This window comes from Vibrio sp. 1288 (assembly GCF_033344475.1).
In genome coordinates this window covers 1-16,540 of sequence record NZ_JAWPOX010000008.1, presented here as the reverse complement: position 1 = coordinate 16,540, position 16,540 = coordinate 1, and the positions used below count along the sequence as shown (strand labels likewise).

General features: G+C 45.0%; 14 protein-coding genes and 1 riboswitch. Of the genes, 10 read left to right on the top strand and 4 right to left on the bottom strand.

All coding sequences use genetic code 11. From position 1 onward, the window contains the following. Window positions 1–11: 11 nt before the first annotated feature. Window positions 12–2,669: an alpha-amylase family glycosyl hydrolase gene (locus tag R8O11_RS07915; RefSeq protein WP_318194065.1), complete on the top strand. Its 2,658-nt coding sequence runs from the start codon at window positions 12–14 to the stop codon at window positions 2,667–2,669. 85 nt (window positions 2,670–2,754) lie between these two features. On the opposite strand, the gene R8O11_RS07910 is transcribed toward R8O11_RS07915, so the two are convergent. After that, a complete protein-coding gene (locus R8O11_RS07910) occupies window positions 2,755–3,912 on the bottom strand; it encodes a D-alanyl-D-alanine carboxypeptidase family protein (RefSeq protein WP_024701007.1) in 1,158 nt (385 codons plus the stop codon). A 210-nt stretch (window positions 3,913–4,122) separates the two neighbouring features. Here R8O11_RS07910 and R8O11_RS07905 point away from each other — a divergent pair, with 210 nt between their 5' ends. Continuing rightward, complete coding sequence (locus R8O11_RS07905) at window positions 4,123–5,418, top strand: alpha/beta fold hydrolase (protein WP_033906678.1); 1,296 nt, start codon at window positions 4,123–4,125, stop codon at window positions 5,416–5,418. 464 nt (window positions 5,419–5,882) lie between these two features. Continuing rightward, window positions 5,883–6,863, top strand: a complete 981-nt coding sequence (locus tag R8O11_RS07900; RefSeq protein ID WP_017634441.1) for a rhodanese-related sulfurtransferase — start codon at window positions 5,883–5,885, stop codon at window positions 6,861–6,863. Between the two features lie 68 nt (window positions 6,864–6,931). On the opposite strand, the gene R8O11_RS07895 is transcribed toward R8O11_RS07900, so the two are convergent. Next, window positions 6,932–7,237, bottom strand: coding sequence for a DUF6482 family protein (locus R8O11_RS07895; RefSeq protein ID WP_033906677.1), 306 nt, complete (start codon window positions 7,235–7,237; stop codon window positions 6,932–6,934). A 108-nt stretch (window positions 7,238–7,345) separates the two neighbouring features. Between R8O11_RS07895 and R8O11_RS07890 the strand changes: the two genes are divergently transcribed. The 3 genes from R8O11_RS07890 (at window position 7,346) to gbpA (ending at window position 11,344) form a co-directional block, all read left to right on the top strand. Then, the gene (locus R8O11_RS07890; RefSeq protein WP_318194064.1) at window positions 7,346–8,827 is read left to right on the top strand and encodes a deoxyribodipyrimidine photo-lyase; all 1,482 of its coding nucleotides are present in this window, start codon (window positions 7,346–7,348) and stop codon (window positions 8,825–8,827) included. Window positions 8,828–8,907: 80 nt separating this feature from the next. Further along, the gene (locus R8O11_RS07885) at window positions 8,908–9,408 is read left to right on the top strand and encodes a fasciclin domain-containing protein (RefSeq protein ID WP_005384595.1); all 501 of its coding nucleotides are present in this window, start codon (window positions 8,908–8,910) and stop codon (window positions 9,406–9,408) included. A 273-nt stretch (window positions 9,409–9,681) separates the two neighbouring features. Then, window positions 9,682–9,782: riboswitch (cyclic di-GMP riboswitch) on the top strand. 98 nt (window positions 9,783–9,880) lie between these two features. After that, on the top strand, window positions 9,881–11,344 hold the full coding sequence (gene gbpA / locus R8O11_RS07880; protein WP_033906674.1) for an N-acetylglucosamine-binding protein GbpA: 1,464 nt from the start codon (window positions 9,881–9,883) through the stop codon (window positions 11,342–11,344). 53 nt (window positions 11,345–11,397) lie between these two features. Here the strand turns inward: gbpA and R8O11_RS07875 are convergent, their stop codons facing one another. Both R8O11_RS07875 and R8O11_RS07870 read right to left on the bottom strand, forming a co-directional pair. Then, window positions 11,398–12,270 (bottom strand): patatin family protein, encoded by an 873-nt coding sequence (locus R8O11_RS07875; protein WP_033906673.1) that lies wholly within the window; start codon window positions 12,268–12,270, stop codon window positions 11,398–11,400. A gap of 190 nt (window positions 12,271–12,460) precedes the next feature. Next, a complete protein-coding gene (locus tag R8O11_RS07870; RefSeq protein ID WP_005374889.1) occupies window positions 12,461–13,102 on the bottom strand; it encodes a MarC family protein in 642 nt (213 codons plus the stop codon). A 194-nt stretch (window positions 13,103–13,296) separates the two neighbouring features. Between R8O11_RS07870 and nfsA the strand changes: the two genes are divergently transcribed. The 4 genes from nfsA to R8O11_RS07850 form a co-directional block, all read left to right on the top strand. Next, complete coding sequence (gene nfsA / locus R8O11_RS07865) at window positions 13,297–14,019, top strand: oxygen-insensitive NADPH nitroreductase (RefSeq protein ID WP_033906672.1); 723 nt, start codon at window positions 13,297–13,299, stop codon at window positions 14,017–14,019. Between the two features lie 418 nt (window positions 14,020–14,437). Next, complete coding sequence (locus R8O11_RS07860) at window positions 14,438–15,559, top strand: polysaccharide export protein (RefSeq protein WP_033906671.1); 1,122 nt, start codon at window positions 14,438–14,440, stop codon at window positions 15,557–15,559. Between the two features lie 69 nt (window positions 15,560–15,628). After that, window positions 15,629–16,069 carry a low molecular weight protein-tyrosine-phosphatase gene (locus R8O11_RS07855; RefSeq protein WP_064376871.1) on the top strand — a complete coding sequence of 147 codons (441 nt, stop codon included), beginning with the start codon at window positions 15,629–15,631 and terminating at the stop codon, window positions 16,067–16,069. Between the two features lie 29 nt (window positions 16,070–16,098). Further along, on the top strand, window positions 16,099–16,540 hold a 442-nt coding region (locus R8O11_RS07850), incomplete at its 3' end, for a Wzz/FepE/Etk N-terminal domain-containing protein (protein ID WP_318194063.1).

Below are 16,540 nucleotides of genomic sequence, written 5' to 3'. Positions count from 1 at the left end.
AGACAAAAACCGTGTTTGAAACCTTACCTAACCCTATGAATAAAATAAAAATACTCCCTATAGCGATCGCCCTAGCTCTTTCTGGCTGTGGTAGCGATGAAACTACGCCAACCGATACAGGAAGCCACGTGGCATCTCCTGATTGGCAAGACCAGATCATTTACTTCTTGATGATCGACCGTTTTAACGACGGCGACAACACGCTTAACGATCAAGGTCAGAATGAATACGATCCTACCTCAGACAAGAAATTCAGTGGTGGAGACCTGGTTGGTGTCAGTGACAAACTGGGCTACATCGAAGACCTAGGCGCTACCTCTATCTGGATTACACCGCCAGTGGCAAACCAATGGTGGGATGCCGAGCAAAACTACGGCGGCTACCATGGCTACTGGGCGCGTGATTTCCAAAAAGTGGATGAGCACTTTGGTGACATGGAAAGCTACCAAGCGTTAGCGCGAGAAGTGCACGCTCGTAATATGTTCTTGATTCAAGACATCGTGACCAACCACGTAGGTAACTTCTTCACTTACGATGACCCATACTATTACGACCCTAGCCTACCTTGCCAAGGTTTCCGTTTGATTGAAAATGCGCTGCCAGCAGGGCAAGAACTGCCTTACCCGCTCAACAAGAATGAGTGTAAAGAAGATGGCACAGGCAGCTACCACTGGACGCCAAGCATCACCGACCACAACGATCCGGTACAAGAAAAAACCTGGCAGCTCTCTGATTTGGATGACCTTAATACGTCCGATCCTGAAGTACGCGCTTATCTAAAAGAGAGCTACCGAAAATGGATTCGCGAAGTCGGCGTCGACGGATTCCGTATCGATACGGTGAAGTTTGTTGAGCACGATTTCTGGAACGACTTCCTGCACGCCGACGATGGTGTGATGACTCAAGCGGTTGATACTGGTCGCGATAACTTCCTGACCTTTGGTGAAGTCTTCGAAACATCTACGCCTTACAACACAGAAGGCGAAGAGAAGATGCTGACTTACATCGGCGAAAGCGGCTCGCCGGAGCAGTTAACCTCGGTACTGAACTTCCCATTGCAAGCGACCATGACGCGCGTATTTGCAGCAGGGCAACCGACCGATTACTTACGCTTCCGTCTTGAGAAAATGATGGAGATGTTCCCAAATCCATACATCATGCCGAACTTCATTGATAACCACGATATGCCACGTTTTCTATCGCAAGGCAGTGTCAACGATATGAAGCAAGCTCTGATCACAATGATGGCAGTGCCGGGCATCCCTGTGATTTACCAAGGTACAGAGCAAGCGATGTCAGCGGCGCGTGATGCGATGTTCGCCGGAGGGTATCGTGAAGATGGCAACTACGTAGACTCATTCGACCAAAACAGTGAGATGTACTTGTTTATTCAAGAACTTGCCAAGCTACGCACTGAAAACAAAGTCATGACACGCGGCGAAATGAAAGTGATTGGCAGCGATAAAGCGGGCGCGGGCGTGTTCGCCTTTACTCGAACGTTGGATAACGACGAAGTCTTGGTTGTGATGAATACATCCAACTCGCCGATGTTGATGAACCAACTCGATGTAGAACAAGTTGGTGGCACCGTCTTCAAACAACAAATCATGTCGAACTGGGTAGACGCTCCAGAGCAGTTAATCGCAGATGAAAACGGTCACGTAACCCTTGAGCTACCAGCCAAATCTGCCGTGATTTACTCAAAAACTAACGATACCCAATCGGTAGATACCCCAGACCTCAACATCCAACTGGCGCAGGGTTGGGAAGGAAAAACCATCACTGGTGATATTGTTATCGCGGGTAGTGCGAACGCCAACGAGAAGTTGAACCTTGTCGTCGATGGTAACTTAGAAACAGCGCAAGCCATTACTGCAGGCGCTGATGGTCAGTTTAGTGTCACGCTGTCGACTCGTCACTTTGCAATTGGCGAACAACAACACCGCTTCGCGATTTATTCTACTGAGAAAAAAGCTGGCATTGAAGATGTTAACTTTGTGTCGGACTTAAGCTGGTCAAACACGCCAGACGACACTATTGATGACGCGGGTGATGCGCAAGATGGCATGGGCGGTCCTAACGGTAACTATTCGCTACCAACGGATCCAACATTCGATAAAAACAATAGCCAACTCGCAATCAACAAAGCTGAGGTATTTACCGTTGGCAGTAACGTACGTTTGACCTTCACTATGGACAAAATCACCGACACTTGGTTACCACCAAACGGCTTCGACCACGTGGGTTTCACCATCTTTATGGATTTACCGGAAGAAACGGCAACCAACTTGTCTGAGCTACCGAAGATCAACGCTTCTATGCCAAGCGGAACCTGGAGTCGCAATGCGGTTGTTTTTGGCTGGCAAAGCTCGATTTACAACACCAAAGGAGCAAATGCGACGACATGGGGAGAAGCCGTAACGCCAGCACCAACAGTGACAGTAGACAAAGCCAACAACACCATTTCAATGGACTTTGCTAGCGATGCACTAGGCCGCCCAGATTCGCTCGATGGTATCCGCTTCTATGTCACGACTTGGGACTTAGACGGCCTTTCGGCAACTTACCGTCCGCTAGAGCAAGACAAAGGCCCTTGGAACTTCTCCGGTGGCGCATCGGATGAAAGTAAGATTTGGGACGATTTACCAATCATCACCTTGTCGGAATAAACCGTTAAATAAGACACCGCCCAGCGTTATAGCAGGGCGGCCATCAACAAAAAAATGCAGAAAGACACTTCTGCTCGTTTTTATTCTAGTTAAAGAACGATTTCACCCACAGCACCAGACTGTCCCAAAGCTGAGCGAACCACGAGCCCTCTTCTACCGCTTGGCTGCTGACCAAGGGATAACTCGCCACGGTACTGTCATCACTTTTCCAAACGACCTTACCAATCTCATCTCCTTGCGCGATCGGCGCAATCAACGGTTCATTTAACACCACACTCTTATCAAGCCCAGCCGTCATTGAACGAGGCAGAGTGAGATAGGCATCTTTAGCAAAGATCGCCTCAACTTGATTGGTATTTCCCTTCCAAACGCGAACTTTAGACTCAACTTGGCCTTGCTTAGCAACTTGCTTGGTGTCATAAAAACGAAAACCATAGCTGAGTAGATTCTTCGATTGGCTGATCCGAGCCTGTTTACTTGGCGTGCCCATCACCACCGAGATAAGGCGCATTCTTCCTTCTTTGGCCGAACTCACCAAGCTGTATCCCGCATTGCTGGTGTAGCCGGTTTTGCCCCCGTCGACATCAATGGAATTGTCCCACAGCAATTTATTGCGGTTGTACTGTGTAATGTCGTTCCACTTGAAGACTTTCTCACTGTATAGCGCATACACATCAGGAACATCGCTGATGATCGACTGCATGAGTTTTGCCATATCGGTTGGTGAGGTTTGGATGCCATCACTATCAAGACCATGGGAGTTCACAAAATAGGTGTCTTGCAGTCCTAATTTCTCCGCCCAACCATTCATCAAGGCGACAAAGCCGCGTTCACTGCCTGCAACATGCTCAGCCAGTGCAACACACGCATCATTTCCTGATTGGATGATCACGCCGCGCATTAAGTTCGCAACACTAATTTCATCTTTCGGTTTGATGAACATTTTAGAAGAACCGGGAAACTTGGCCGACCACGCGTTTTCGCTCACGGTGACAACATCATCCCATTTCAAACGCCCCGCTTTGATTTCTTGTCCAACGACATAAGCGGTCATCAACTTGGTTAAACTCGCCGGAGCAAGGCCTGCTCGCCCGTTATGCTCGGCAATAATGGCACCGGATTGAAAGTCCATTAATACGTAACCTTTTGCCTGTAACTGAGGTGGGTTGGGCGTAACAACGGCAAAAGTAGGTACGCTTATTAAACAAGTCACAATTGTCCATCGAGCCAGTGACACTTTCATCCGACTTCCTCCATGCTCTTACTTTGTCGCAACTCTATTGAGCATAGCTCACTCAACCAGTTGCACCAGTCGCTAATCGTTTCATTTTCTTGAACTTACATTGATTTGACCAAGGTATAGAACTGAAGAGGCGATTGGGAAATAGCATTGGTTCTTCATGCCATTCGCAGTAAAGTAGCGCTACCCCTCAATAAGGAAATAAAGATAACAATGAACGCTCAATCATTTATCGACGCAGGATTGCATTACACTCCCCACAGTTTTACCGTTCCTCTGGATTACCAAGACGCGAGCAAAGGCACCATTGAAGTCTTCGCCCGTGCGGTTTGCCTAGTTGGCGATGAAGAATCGACCAAACCTTGGTTGGTTTACTTTCAGGGCGGACCTGGCTTTCCCTCTCCGCGTCAAAACGGCAATAACGGCTGGGTAAAACGCGCGCTGCAAGAGTACCGAGTTTTGCTCCTCGACCAGCGCGGTACGGGCAATAGTTCGGTGATTAATCATCAGACTCTGGCTCATTTCACACCGCAGCAACAAGCAGACTACTTAAGCCACTTCCGCGCAGACAACATTGTTCGTGATGCGGAATACATTCGTGAGCAATTTGGCGTCGAAAAATGGGCGATCTTAGGTCAAAGCTTTGGTGGTTTTTGCTCCCTCACCTATTTGTCTTTGTTCCCAGACAGCTTGCTACAAAGCTACATCACAGGTGGCGTGCCATCAGTCTCGCGTCATGCCGACGATGTGTATGAAGCCACTTTCAAACGCACCATGGAGAAAAACCAAGCGTTCTTCCAACAATTTCCCAATGCACAGCAACTTTGCCAAAACATTGCGAATCACTTGCTAGAAAATGAAGAGTACCTACCAAATGGTCAACGCTTCACGGTGGAACAATTTCAACAAATCGGCATCAACTTTGGTGTGAGTGATACTTTCTTACCAACTTACTATTGGCTAGAAAGCGCGTTGATTGAAGTGAACGGCAAACCACAACTTCGTTATGAGTTCTTAAACGATATGTTGGCGCAGCAAAACTTCCAAACCAACCCGATCTACGCCATTTTGCATGAATCGATTTACTGTCAAAGCTTCGCGTCGAATTGGAGTGCGCACCGCGTTCGCCAAACCCGATCAGAGTTTAATTATGAATCTGGCAAGCCATTTTACTTTACGGGGGAAATGGTCTTCCCATGGATGTTCGACCAATACGTTAACCTCAAGCCACTAAAAGACGCCGCAGAAATATTAGCCGCGAAAGAAGATTGGGCTGCGCTGTACGATCAAACACAGCTGGCTCAAAACAAAGTGCCTGTCAGTTGCGCCGTTTACGCCGATGATATGTTTGTTGAAATGGATATCAGTCGAGAGACGCTCGCGTTAATACCAAATTCAAAAGCGTGGATCACCAATGAGTACGAGCACAACGGTTTACGTGCCGACGGTGAACGTATTCTCGATAGGCTCATAGCCATGGGTAAACAGACCGCAGCTACGTTGAAATAAGCACGGCAGACGTTAGAAAAACGCCTTTTCAGTATGTGGTGAAAAGGCGTTTTATAGCGGTTTATGAACAATGGCGATCAGTCATTCACTCTTTGTCCCTAAACCTTTATCCCTCACCACCTCATGTATAAAACTGCGACATGTCCTTTCCTTGTCAATGACTCCGGTGATTATTTGGTGCTTCTTGCGCCTAACTTTTTTGAAGGGCCTAAAACAGAATAACAGCATAAATCTAAACCAAAAGTATCGGCTCCAACCTACCTAACCCACTATAATTAATGCTTATAATTTGAACACATAGCGGCTTCACCTGCGGACATGCTCCTCCTATCAAAGACCGCCAGGCCCCGCCTACTCATAATATCCGTATAATTTGTCCGTATTTCCGACTAGTTTAGTCAGGTATACTTCGTGCCGCTAAAATTTTAAGGTCGTTGACCACCTGTATTTTTAAAGGAAACCTCATGAGTCAGTATGTAGTTTGTGCGCTGTACAAGTTTGTTGAGCTGAATAACTATCAAGAGCTACGCGAGCCATTACTTGCGTTGATGGAAAAACACCATATTCGCGGAACATTACTACTGGCAAGTGAAGGTATCAACGGTACTGTTGCATCTGATCGTGCAGGTATTGATACGCTACTGGAGTGGCTAAACAACGAACCTCGTTTGACTGGCACCGTATACAAAGAGTCGTATTCTGAGACCCAGCCATTCAATCGCACCAAAGTGAAATTGAAAAAAGAGATCGTAACATTAGGTGTTGAAGGTATAGACCCTCGCCACGTAGTGGGTACTTACGTGAAACCTCAAGAGTGGAACGATCTTATTGCTGATCCTGAAGTGTTTGTTGTCGATACACGTAATGATTACGAAATCGAGATCGGGACATTCAAAGGCGCTGTAAACCCAAATACTGAAACCTTTCGTGAATTCCCAGACTATGTAAAAGAAAACATGGACCCGGCAAAACACAAGAAAGTTGCGATGTTCTGTACCGGTGGTATCCGCTGCGAAAAATCAACGGCTTACATGAAAGAGCAGGGCTTTGATGAGGTCTACCACTTAGAAGGCGGCATTCTTAAATATCTTGAAGAAGTTCCTCAAGAAGAGAGCATGTGGGAAGGCGATTGTTACGTATTTGACGGGCGTGTTGCAGTGAACCACCAGCTAGAAAAAGCAGATTACGATTTATGTAACGCTTGTCGTCTACCGATCACTGAAGAAGACAAACAGTCAGAATTGTTCGAGCAAGGCGTGAGCTGTCCAAAATGTCACGGCACACACTCAGAAGAACAAATTGCTCGATTCCGCGAGCGTGAAAAACAAATTGTTCTTGCAGAGCAGCGAGGCGAGCAGCATGTTGGTGGTGAAAGTGCCAAGCAAAGAGAAGCCCGACGTGCCGCTAAGTACGCGCAAAAAGAAGCGCAGCGTAAACAAGACTAAGCCCAACTCTCCTTATATTTAGCGAGCTGCCGTAAGGTGGCTCGCTTTTACTACGCACCAATACTCTTTCAATACAATTTTGTATCCCTCACCAATACCTCTAGTTTATTGTCTCTTTTGCCTTCGGGTAGCCCCACCATTTCATCATAAGCACTTTGATGCACTAAAACCTGCTTATTTGCCTTGATATTCCTGCACTTCTTTTGCATCTCGATCAGGGAATGAGCCCTCAAAAAGATACCGTTGTCATCAGTGATAAATTGCGCTTCTCCATCAATCACGACAGATGCCTGGTACAATGCGAGATCAAGCGAATGAATGACCAATTTGTCTACATAGAAGTATTTTTGTAACTTACTCAATGGTATTGCCATGTGTCACCTCCCTAAAAGTTACCTCTACGTTTTGTGGAATAAAACCGATCATTGGATGAGATTTCTTCGGTTTACTTGCGTACAACATCGGAAACAAAGAGGATTCCGATGCAAACAATCAATGTCGTGTGGTTAAAACGAGATTTAAGGCTGACTGACCATCAACCACTAACTCAAGCATTATCAACAAAGCACCCAACTGTGCTTTTGTATATTGTTGAACCATTGCTATTGAACAACCCACACTATTCTGAGCGCCACTGGCGATTTGTTTGGCAATCACTGCAAGACATGGATGAGACGCTCAAAGCGTATGGGCATCGAATCACGGTGCTGTATGACGATGCCTTAGCATGTTTCCAATCAATTCAAGCGCAATATCAAATCAACGCTGTTTTTTCTCACCAAGAAATAGGACTCAACTGCACCTTTGAGCGCGACAAACAAGTTGCCGCTTGGCTGTATGAGCAGAACATCGACTGGTTTGAGTTCGAACACGGTGCTGTTATCAGAGGTGCAAAAAACCGGCAAGGTTGGGACAAACATTGGGACTCTGTCATGAGAGCCTCAATAAGCCCTATTGAGCTCCAAACCGACTTATTGCATTCATTGGATGCAGAAACTCTCGGCTGTTCGTTTTCGCCACCATCATCCTGGCTATCAAAATGCAAAGGAATGCAAACGGGAGGAAGCCGGCTCGCTTGGAAAACACTAGAGGACTTTTTTCATCGTCGAGGTCGTGATTACTATCGAAGCATTTCTAGTCCCACTGCCTCACGTACAGCCTGTACTCGCCTTTCTCCATACCTCGCTTGGGGTAACATATCCTTGCGTGAAGTTTATCAATACCTTTTGAAACACTGGCAAGTGGCTGGGTTTCGTCGCAGCTTAATTGCATTGTCTTCACGGCTTCATTGGCACTGTCACTTCATCCAAAAATTCGAATCGGAATACGACATGGAGTTTTACTGCGTTAATCGGGCTTACGAACCATTGATTAAACAAAGTAGTACTTTCGATGAAGAAAAGTTAGCAGCATGGAAATCCGGGCATACTGGCGTACCTTTGATTGATGCCTGCATGCGCTGTTTGCACCACACTGGTTACATTAACTTTCGCATGCGTGCCATGCTGGTTAGCTTTCTTACTCACCACATGAACATGAATTGGCGAGTAGGTGTAACGCATTTAGCGCAACTGTTTCTCGACTTTGAGCCCGGAATTCATTACCCACAATTCCAAATGCAAGCAGGAGTAACCGGGACTAACACAATCCGTATTTATAATCCGATCAAGCAAGCCCAAGAACATGCTCCTGACGGCACGTTCATCTACAAGTGGGTACCTGAATTGCAAATGGTTCCTCCCCCTCTTTTATTCGAGCCTTGGACAATGACCCAGATGGAAGCTGTCATGTATCAGTTGCAGCCAGATAGCCGTTACCTTGCACCTATTATCACACCAGACAACGCAGCTAAGGCAGCAAGAGAGCGCTTATGGACGTGGCGGAAACGAGCCGATGTGAAACAAGAAGGCAGACGAATTCTTGCGCGACATGTTAGACCCTCAAAAGAAAGTAGGACGCGATGATCATCTCTCAATCACAATGCGTACAAATGCAAACACACTCCAGGGAACCCGTTGTACCCTCAACTAGTAAGGAACACATTATGTTCAAACGTATCTTAGTTATCGCGGCGACACTGATGGCGACGTTATCTTTTATGCTTCCCGTCAAGGCTCATGAGCATGGCATGATGAAAGCCGATATTGTCGACGTTGCCGCTGAAAACGGCTCTTTCAATACGCTTGTTGCTGCGGTAAAAGCAGCGGGCTTGGTTGACACTCTCAAAGGGGAAGGCCCATTTACTGTTTTTGCACCAACGGATGACGCTTTTGCAAAACTGCCAGACGGCACAGTCGACATGCTCTTAATGCCGGAAAACAAAGACAAGTTAGTATCTGTTTTGACTTATCACGTCGTCCCAGGGAAAGTGATGGCTGCCGATGTTGTTAAGCTAGACAAAGCGACTACGGTTCAGGGGCAAGATGTGATGATTAAAACCATGGGCGATAAAGTCATGGTTAACGATGCAAATGTCATTGCAACCGATGTGAAAGCTAAAAACGGTGTCATTCACGTGATTGATACTGTGATCATGCCGAAATAACACCATTCAAAGGGCGGTACACTCCGCCCTTTAGACAGAACTTCTTCCACCCTTAGCACGATTCCTCTCCACTTATCCCCAACAAATCCCCACTCATTCACGATGACTATAAAAAAAGATAAAGACAAAATTAAAATCAATATCTTGCAAGACAACACTGCACAATATTGACGAGGTTAAGATATCGTTATCTTTCAATTTGAGAACAGGATTCCATGTCAGTGACGTTTACTTTTCCACATGTAAATTCTTAAGCTAAATTTTGGCTGCTCAATCACATTTCGGCAAACCATTCGAAAGGGTGGGACGCAAAGCTTCCGGTCTGTCAGCATTTAAAAATCTAAAAGAATGCTCATGATAGCGGGGTTACCATGACGCAGTGTTACAGAAGTCCAATTTCTGTAGCGTTGCTTTATGCTCAGCATGCGCCGGGGTGTGACACTAGTTTGTCAGCCATAACAGAGGACATGTGATGAAATCATTTCCAACCAAATCCGTACTCGCGTTAGCACTTGCAAGCATTAGCTCAGGTGCTGCGGCTCACGGTTATGTATCAGAAACCAATGGTGGTGTCGCTGCAAGTCGCTCGGCACTATGTAAGTATCCAACGCCAGATACTAACGAAAAAAATAATAACTGCGGTGCGATTCAATATGAACCGCAAAGCGTTGAAGGCCCTGATGGCTTTCCCGAAACAGGGCCTCGCGATGGTAAAATAGCGAGTGCCGAAACCGCTTTAGCAGCTGCCCTTGATGAGCAAACTGCCGACCGTTGGGTAAAACGCACTATTCAAGCAGGTACACAAACTTTTGAATGGACATTTACCGCTAACCACGTGACGCGCGACTGGAAATATTACATCACCAAGCCTGATTGGAACCCAAACGCTTCACTATCACGAGACTCTTTTGATCTAACTCCTTTCTGTGTCGTCGACGGCAATATGGTTCAACCCCCGAAACAGGTAAGCCATCAATGTAATGTGCCTACTCGCGAGGGATACCATGTCATCCTGGCAGTATGGGATGTTGGCGACACTGCAGCCTCATTTTATAACGTGATCGATGTGAAATTTGATGGTGACAGTCCCGTTATTCCAGATTGGAAGCAAGGCGGTCAAATTATTCCTACAATGGATTTAAATATTGGGGATTCGGTTTATACGCGCGTATTTGATCAAGCAGGTGAAAACATAGCGTATAGAACTGAACTAGAAATTACCGATGCAGCAATGGGCCAAGCGAAAAACTGGTCTTACGCACTCGCGACTAAGCTAAACCAAGAACAAGCAAAACTGCAAGCCGGGCAGTATGCAGAGGATAAATTCACTCCTGTTTATGGTACTAATCCGGTGTATCTGCAAGCAAATAGCGGCCTTGAGCGAGTAGAGATCGGCTATAACATTGAAACTCCTGTTCCAGAATACTCACTCACAGTAGATGGCTTAGCAGACGAATATATCATTGAGTCAACACCGACAACGTTGGATCTGACACTAACTGCTGAAGGCGATTTAAATGCAGAACTCACCGTTTACAATCACCATCGCGAACCACTTGCAAGTTGGGCAAACGAAATGAAAGACGGCTCGGTAGAGGCGATATCGCTCGCTTTAAGTAAATCGGAGCCGGGTCACCATATGCTCGTAACACGTATTAAGGATAAAGATGGCAACTTGGTGGATCAGCAAACACTCGACTTTCACTTAAAAGAAGAGTCAGTTACTCCACCACCATCTGATGAGTACGATTTTGTCTTCCCTGAAGGACTATCTAGCTACACGGCGGGCACAAAAGTGCTTGCCAGCGACGGGGGCATTTATCAATGTAAACCTTTCCCATACTCTGGTTACTGTATGCAGTGGAAAGAAAGCGCAAATCATTACGAGCCTGGAATAGGTTCACACTGGGAGATGGCTTGGGATAAAGTCAACTAAATCACCCTTTGAACGTTAAGTAAAAAGAGCCTCACGATGAGGCTCTTTTATAATCAAACGCAAAAATGACAGCTTTCCCGGTCTAAACCATGAACACCAGATAAACTAGTGAGATGCGCTCGCCCCTCAATCAGTCCCATTTCATACCCTTCTAGTAAAACGGATTGTCGCATTGATAAGCGCTGAACATGAAAATTATCTGGTGGGGCAATTACCCTAACATGTGTTCCTGGTGGAGGGTTACGAATAAACTCTAATGATTGATTATAGTTATCTGCACGTCTTAACATCGCATCCGCCATTTTGGGGTGCTCCGCAAAAAGTTTCTTCATCAGCCATGTGGTCTTAACTGGCTTTTTGGCATAATTCAGCGGGTGAGAGAGTACTACGGTTATGTCGCGAGCCCCTCGACGATAAGCTTCACGCACTGGGATAGAGTCCGCGACCCCACCATCGGTATAACAACCACCAGAAAAACAAGGGGTATGCTTGTAGGCAATCGGTAATGCTGTTGTCGCTTCAATCGCATGGTGAAAATTATCAGGTGTCACGCGATAGTAATCTGCCTGCCCTGTATCTACATTTGTTGTCGCTGCGAGAAAAGGAACGCCATTAAACAGTTTATTTTCATCGACGGGATACAAGCGATTAGATTCTTCAAACAACCACTTCACATCGATGAGGTCTCCACCTTTAACGAAGCGAGTCGGGTCAAAAAAGCGTTTGCTTGTGGCCAGCTTAGTAATGACGTTAATACTGCGATGCGGGTAGTCGGTCAAATACCCAATCAAATTTGATGCACCAGCAGATACACCGATTGCAAAATCAAACGGTTTATAACTCTGCTCTAAAAACGCATCTAACACTCCGCTTGCGAAGACGCCTCGCATCGCGCCACCTTCTACTACAATTGCTTTTGTTGCCATATTTCCCCCATTCTCCTTGCCAAAAGAGTAATGAAATTCGTGCAATCACAACAATTGAATATTCTTATTATTGAAATAGGTGAAGTCTATTTATTTCTCTCTTAGAAAATGAAAACTAAAGTTCAAAAAATCCGTACCCGTTAGAAATGTAATTGCGGGCTTAACCAAGGTGGCAAGGTCTAAGAGAAATCTAGGAGAAAACCGTTTTATAGGCTTCGCCCGCGCCATCAATGAACATTTGAGTACCAATAACCGCTAGAATTAAGCCCATCATTTTAGTCACAACATTTAGAGCACTTGGTCCAACCGCTTTGACCAATTTGTCTCCAAATAAAAACAGTACATAGGTGATCACACAGAGGACAGCGAAAGAAACGATAGTAATAATGGTTTGATCGAAACCACCCGCTGTCGCAAAGTTCATCGCGGTAGCAATCGTTCCAGGCCCAGCTAATATTGGCATCGCCAGTGGAGACACTGCAATACTCAATGCCGCCCGTTGCTGAGCTGGTGAATACGCCTTCTCTTTGGTTTTCTGATGCGTCGAATCACCTTGAAGCATGTTAAAACCTATCAAAAACACCAAAATACCGCCTGTTATTCGCAATGCATAAAGCGTGATACCAAACAAATCAAAAATTAACTTACCGGCAATAGAAAATATCGCGATGATAATAAATGCAATAAAAACCGAGCGGAGCGCAATGGAACGGATGGTTTCTTTATCTTCATCAGCAGTTAAACTCAAAAAGATGGGAATATTGGCGATAGGGTTCATGATGGCAAAGAAGCCCATAAACACCGTAACTGTATGAACAATGAGTTCTTTCATATATTCCACTGCATTTAAATTATTGATTCTAAAAACAGTATATACGCTCTCAAACAGAACGAGTGGTGTAATCTCGAATCGTCTTCACACTTATGCGCCAAGCATTGTTTTTCTTTTGAGATAGTTTACCGACTCATCAAATGTCGCTAAGGTGAGTCTTCAGCCTTTAACGTAACAGGGGATGTTAAGTCACCATGAACAGCACGATTCAAACAATTCTCAATCACCGCTCAATTCGAAAATTCACCTCACAACCGATTGAGAGCGAACAATTAGATGCCATTCTTCAAGCCGGCCTTGCGGCGTCCTCATCAAGCATGTTGCAAGTCGTTTCAATTATTCGCGTGACCGACAAAGAAAAACGTACGCTATTAGCTCAATATGCCGGAAATCAAGGGTACGTTGAAAGCGCGGCTGAGTTTTTGGTGTTTTGCATTGATTACCAACGCCACGCCAGTATCAACCCAGATGTTCAAGCTGATTTTACCGAGTTAACGCTAATAGGCGCTGTAGACTCGGGCATCATGGCACAAAATTGCTTGCTTGCGGCGGAGTCGATGGGACTAGGAGGTGTGTATATTGGTGGTTTACGAAACAATGCCCAAAAAGTAGACGAATTATTAGGTTTACCTAAAAATACCGCCATTTTATTTGGTATGTGTCTTGGTCATCCAGATCAAGCCCCTGAAGTAAAACCTCGCCTACCTAAGCATGTCGTGGTGCATGAGAATCAGTATCAAGACCTAAACTTGGATGATATTCAGACGTATGACCAAACTATGCAAAACTACTATGCAAACCGTTCGAGCAATCAAAAACAGAGTACTTGGTCGCAAGAAGTCACCAGTAAACTGGCTGGCGAATCACGTCCGCACATCCTGCCGTATTTGAATGGGAAGGGGCTAGCGAAGAAGTGACCATGTCGAAAGACAACAAAACAAAAAAGAGATCCGAGTCACACTTTTGATAATCCTATTTAATACAACGAGATAATTAGTCGGTAGATTTTCTTGGTTGTATTTTAGAAAGAAAACACTACATATAGAGCTAATAAACAAAATTTGAGCTAATTGAACAAGTTTTTTATCCGAAATATGAAATCTTGTAAGTGAAAACATAAAAATACGATATTTATCTGGACACTTGCTGCATTATTGTCTATTGCTCTAATCATTGAAATTCATTAGAGTTCATGCCTCCAAATGCAATCAATCCCTTATTGAGCACTTTATAAATAGAAGAAGGTGGTGCTTATAAGGTTATGTTGTGAAGTCTTTTCTGGAAAAGAATGTTGCTACCAGCAACTCGCTCTTTACGTCAGATGAATGAAAAAACATGAATTTCAAACATAAAAAGCTAGCTAGTTTAGTGCTCTCCTCAGTACTTCTTTCTGGATGTACTGTACCCGGTAGTCACCTTTCCACAGATGGAAAAAACTTCGTCGAAGACAGCAATGTTAGTCGCACTTCTGATTTCAATGTTTTTCCACTTACACTTGATAAAGTATCTCAACTTAAAAGTTTGGGGATAGAAGCCAAATCCAACCCTGAACTAGATCGCCAACTTAGCGCTTATGAGTATGAGGTTGGCCCTGGAGATATACTAAACATTACTATTTGGGATCACCCAGAACTAACTATTCCTGCTGGTTCTTATCGCAGCTCTGCTGAAGCGGGGAATTGGGTACATGCTGATGGTACTATCTTCTATCCATATATAGGTATTGTTGAAGTTGCGGGTAAAAACGTTCGTCAAATTCGTGCTGATATTTCTCGCCGATTAGCAAAGTACATAGAAAGTCCTCAAGTGGATGTCAGCGTAGCAGCTTTTCGTTCGAAAAAATCCTACATTACTGGTGAAGTAAGTAATCCTGGACAACAACCAATCACCAACATCCCACTCACCTTGTTAGATGCAATTAACCGTGCAGGTGGATTAGCCGAAAACGCCGACTGGAAAAATGTAACACTGACAAGAAACGGCATAGTTGAAAACATATCTCTTTATGCGCTGATGCAAGAAGGCGACCTCACTGAAAATAGGCTACTTCAACCAGGTGATATCATCCATGTGCCAAGAAATGATTCACAAAAGGTTTTCGTTATGGGTGAAGTTAACGATCCTAAACTACTGAAAATAGATCGCGCTGGCATGAGCCTTACGGAAGCTTTGAGCAACGTTGGCGGTATTAATCAGATATCAGCGGATGCGACAGGTGTATTCGTAATTAGGAGGTCACAAGACGCAGGTTCACTGGGCGACATATATCAACTTGATGTCTCCGATGCGGCAGCGCTCGTTATTGGTACTGAATTTGCTCTGAAACCGTATGACATCGTTTATGTCACTGCGGCGCCTATCAGTCGTTGGAATCGCGTTATTGCACAACTAGTACCTACCATCTCAGGCTTCAATGAACTTACAGAAGGCGTCCTTCGAGTCAGGACTTGGCCATAGAAAAAGCATTCTGAAGGGCTTGTTTGAACATAAACAAGTCATTCAAACGTTGTCTATAAGGAGCAAAACATGTTTTCGAACATTCTTGTCGTGTGTGTAGGTAATATTTGTCGCTCTCCCACAGGAGAGCGGTTACTACAGCAACTACTCCCAGATAAACAGATTTCTTCGGCGGGTATTGCCGTAGAAAAAAGTCGCCTAACCGGAAAGCCAGCAGATGAAACCGCCAGACTTGTCGCGTCAGAACGTGGTATCTACCTGCTAGACCACAAAGCGCAGCAGCTAACCGCTAAGTTGTGCGCAAAACAAGACCTAATATTGGTGATGGAACAAGGTCATATCGATGCTTTGACGGAGCTGGTACCAGAGGCTAGAGGTAAAGCAATGTTATTTGGTCACTGGATAGGTTCCGTGGATATTCCAGATCCATACAGACAGAGTAGAGAAGCCTTTGAGCATGCATTATCTCTGATTGAAAATGCTGCTCATGCATGGGCAAAAAAAATATAAATTCAGATCACTTGGCGAAATAAAAAATAATGGCTAACCAAACAATACAACCATCTGCTCTTGCTGATGATGAGATCGACCTAGGCAAGCTCTTCGGCATATTGATAGACGCGAAATGGTTTATCATCAGTATTACACTCTTTTTTGCAACATTAGGTATCGCGGTCGCGTTGCTATCAACTCCGATTTACAAAGCCGACTCGTTAATACAAATCGAAAAGAAAAGTTCAGGTGGTATTTCGGCGATGGTCGGTGACATGGGAGAACTCTTTTCTGCCGAATCATCTGCAACTACAGAAATTGAAATAATTAAATCGAGAATGATTCTTGGCGATACCGTTGATAAGTTTAACTTAACAACCATTGCCACTCCTGATTACTTACCTTTTGTTGGGGCTATGTTCCCTTTAACTGTTGTTATACTTAAAGTAGGCAACGATTGGAGGGAACTCCTATGCTTCAGTCACAGTT

Bases quoted from the DNA above. Each gene is read 5' to 3' on its own strand.
- R8O11_RS07885 (WP_005384595.1), top strand. From the start codon at position 8,908: ATGTTCAAACGTATCTTAGTTATCGCGGCGACACTGATGGCGACGTTA.
- R8O11_RS07855 (WP_064376871.1), top strand. From the start codon at position 15,629: ATGTTTTCGAACATTCTTGTCGTGTGTGTAGGTAATATTTGTCGCTCT.
- R8O11_RS07875 (WP_033906673.1), bottom strand. From the start codon at position 12,270: ATGGCAACAAAAGCAATTGTAGTAGAAGGTGGCGCGATGCGAGGCGTC.
- R8O11_RS07905 (WP_033906678.1), top strand. From the start codon at position 4,123: ATGAACGCTCAATCATTTATCGACGCAGGATTGCATTACACTCCCCAC.
- R8O11_RS07895 (WP_033906677.1), bottom strand. From the start codon at position 7,237: ATGGCAATACCATTGAGTAAGTTACAAAAATACTTCTATGTAGACAAA.
- nfsA (WP_033906672.1), top strand. From the start codon at position 13,297: ATGAACAGCACGATTCAAACAATTCTCAATCACCGCTCAATTCGAAAA.
- R8O11_RS07910 (WP_024701007.1), bottom strand. From the start codon at position 3,912: ATGAAAGTGTCACTGGCTCGATGGACAATTGTGACTTGTTTAATAAGC.
- R8O11_RS07890 (WP_318194064.1), top strand. From the start codon at position 7,346: ATGCAAACAATCAATGTCGTGTGGTTAAAACGAGATTTAAGGCTGACT.
- R8O11_RS07870 (WP_005374889.1), bottom strand. From the start codon at position 13,102: ATGAAAGAACTCATTGTTCATACAGTTACGGTGTTTATGGGCTTCTTT.
- R8O11_RS07900 (WP_017634441.1), top strand. From the start codon at position 5,883: ATGAGTCAGTATGTAGTTTGTGCGCTGTACAAGTTTGTTGAGCTGAAT.
- gbpA (WP_033906674.1), top strand. From the start codon at position 9,881: ATGAAATCATTTCCAACCAAATCCGTACTCGCGTTAGCACTTGCAAGC.
- R8O11_RS07860 (WP_033906671.1), top strand. From the start codon at position 14,438: ATGAATTTCAAACATAAAAAGCTAGCTAGTTTAGTGCTCTCCTCAGTA.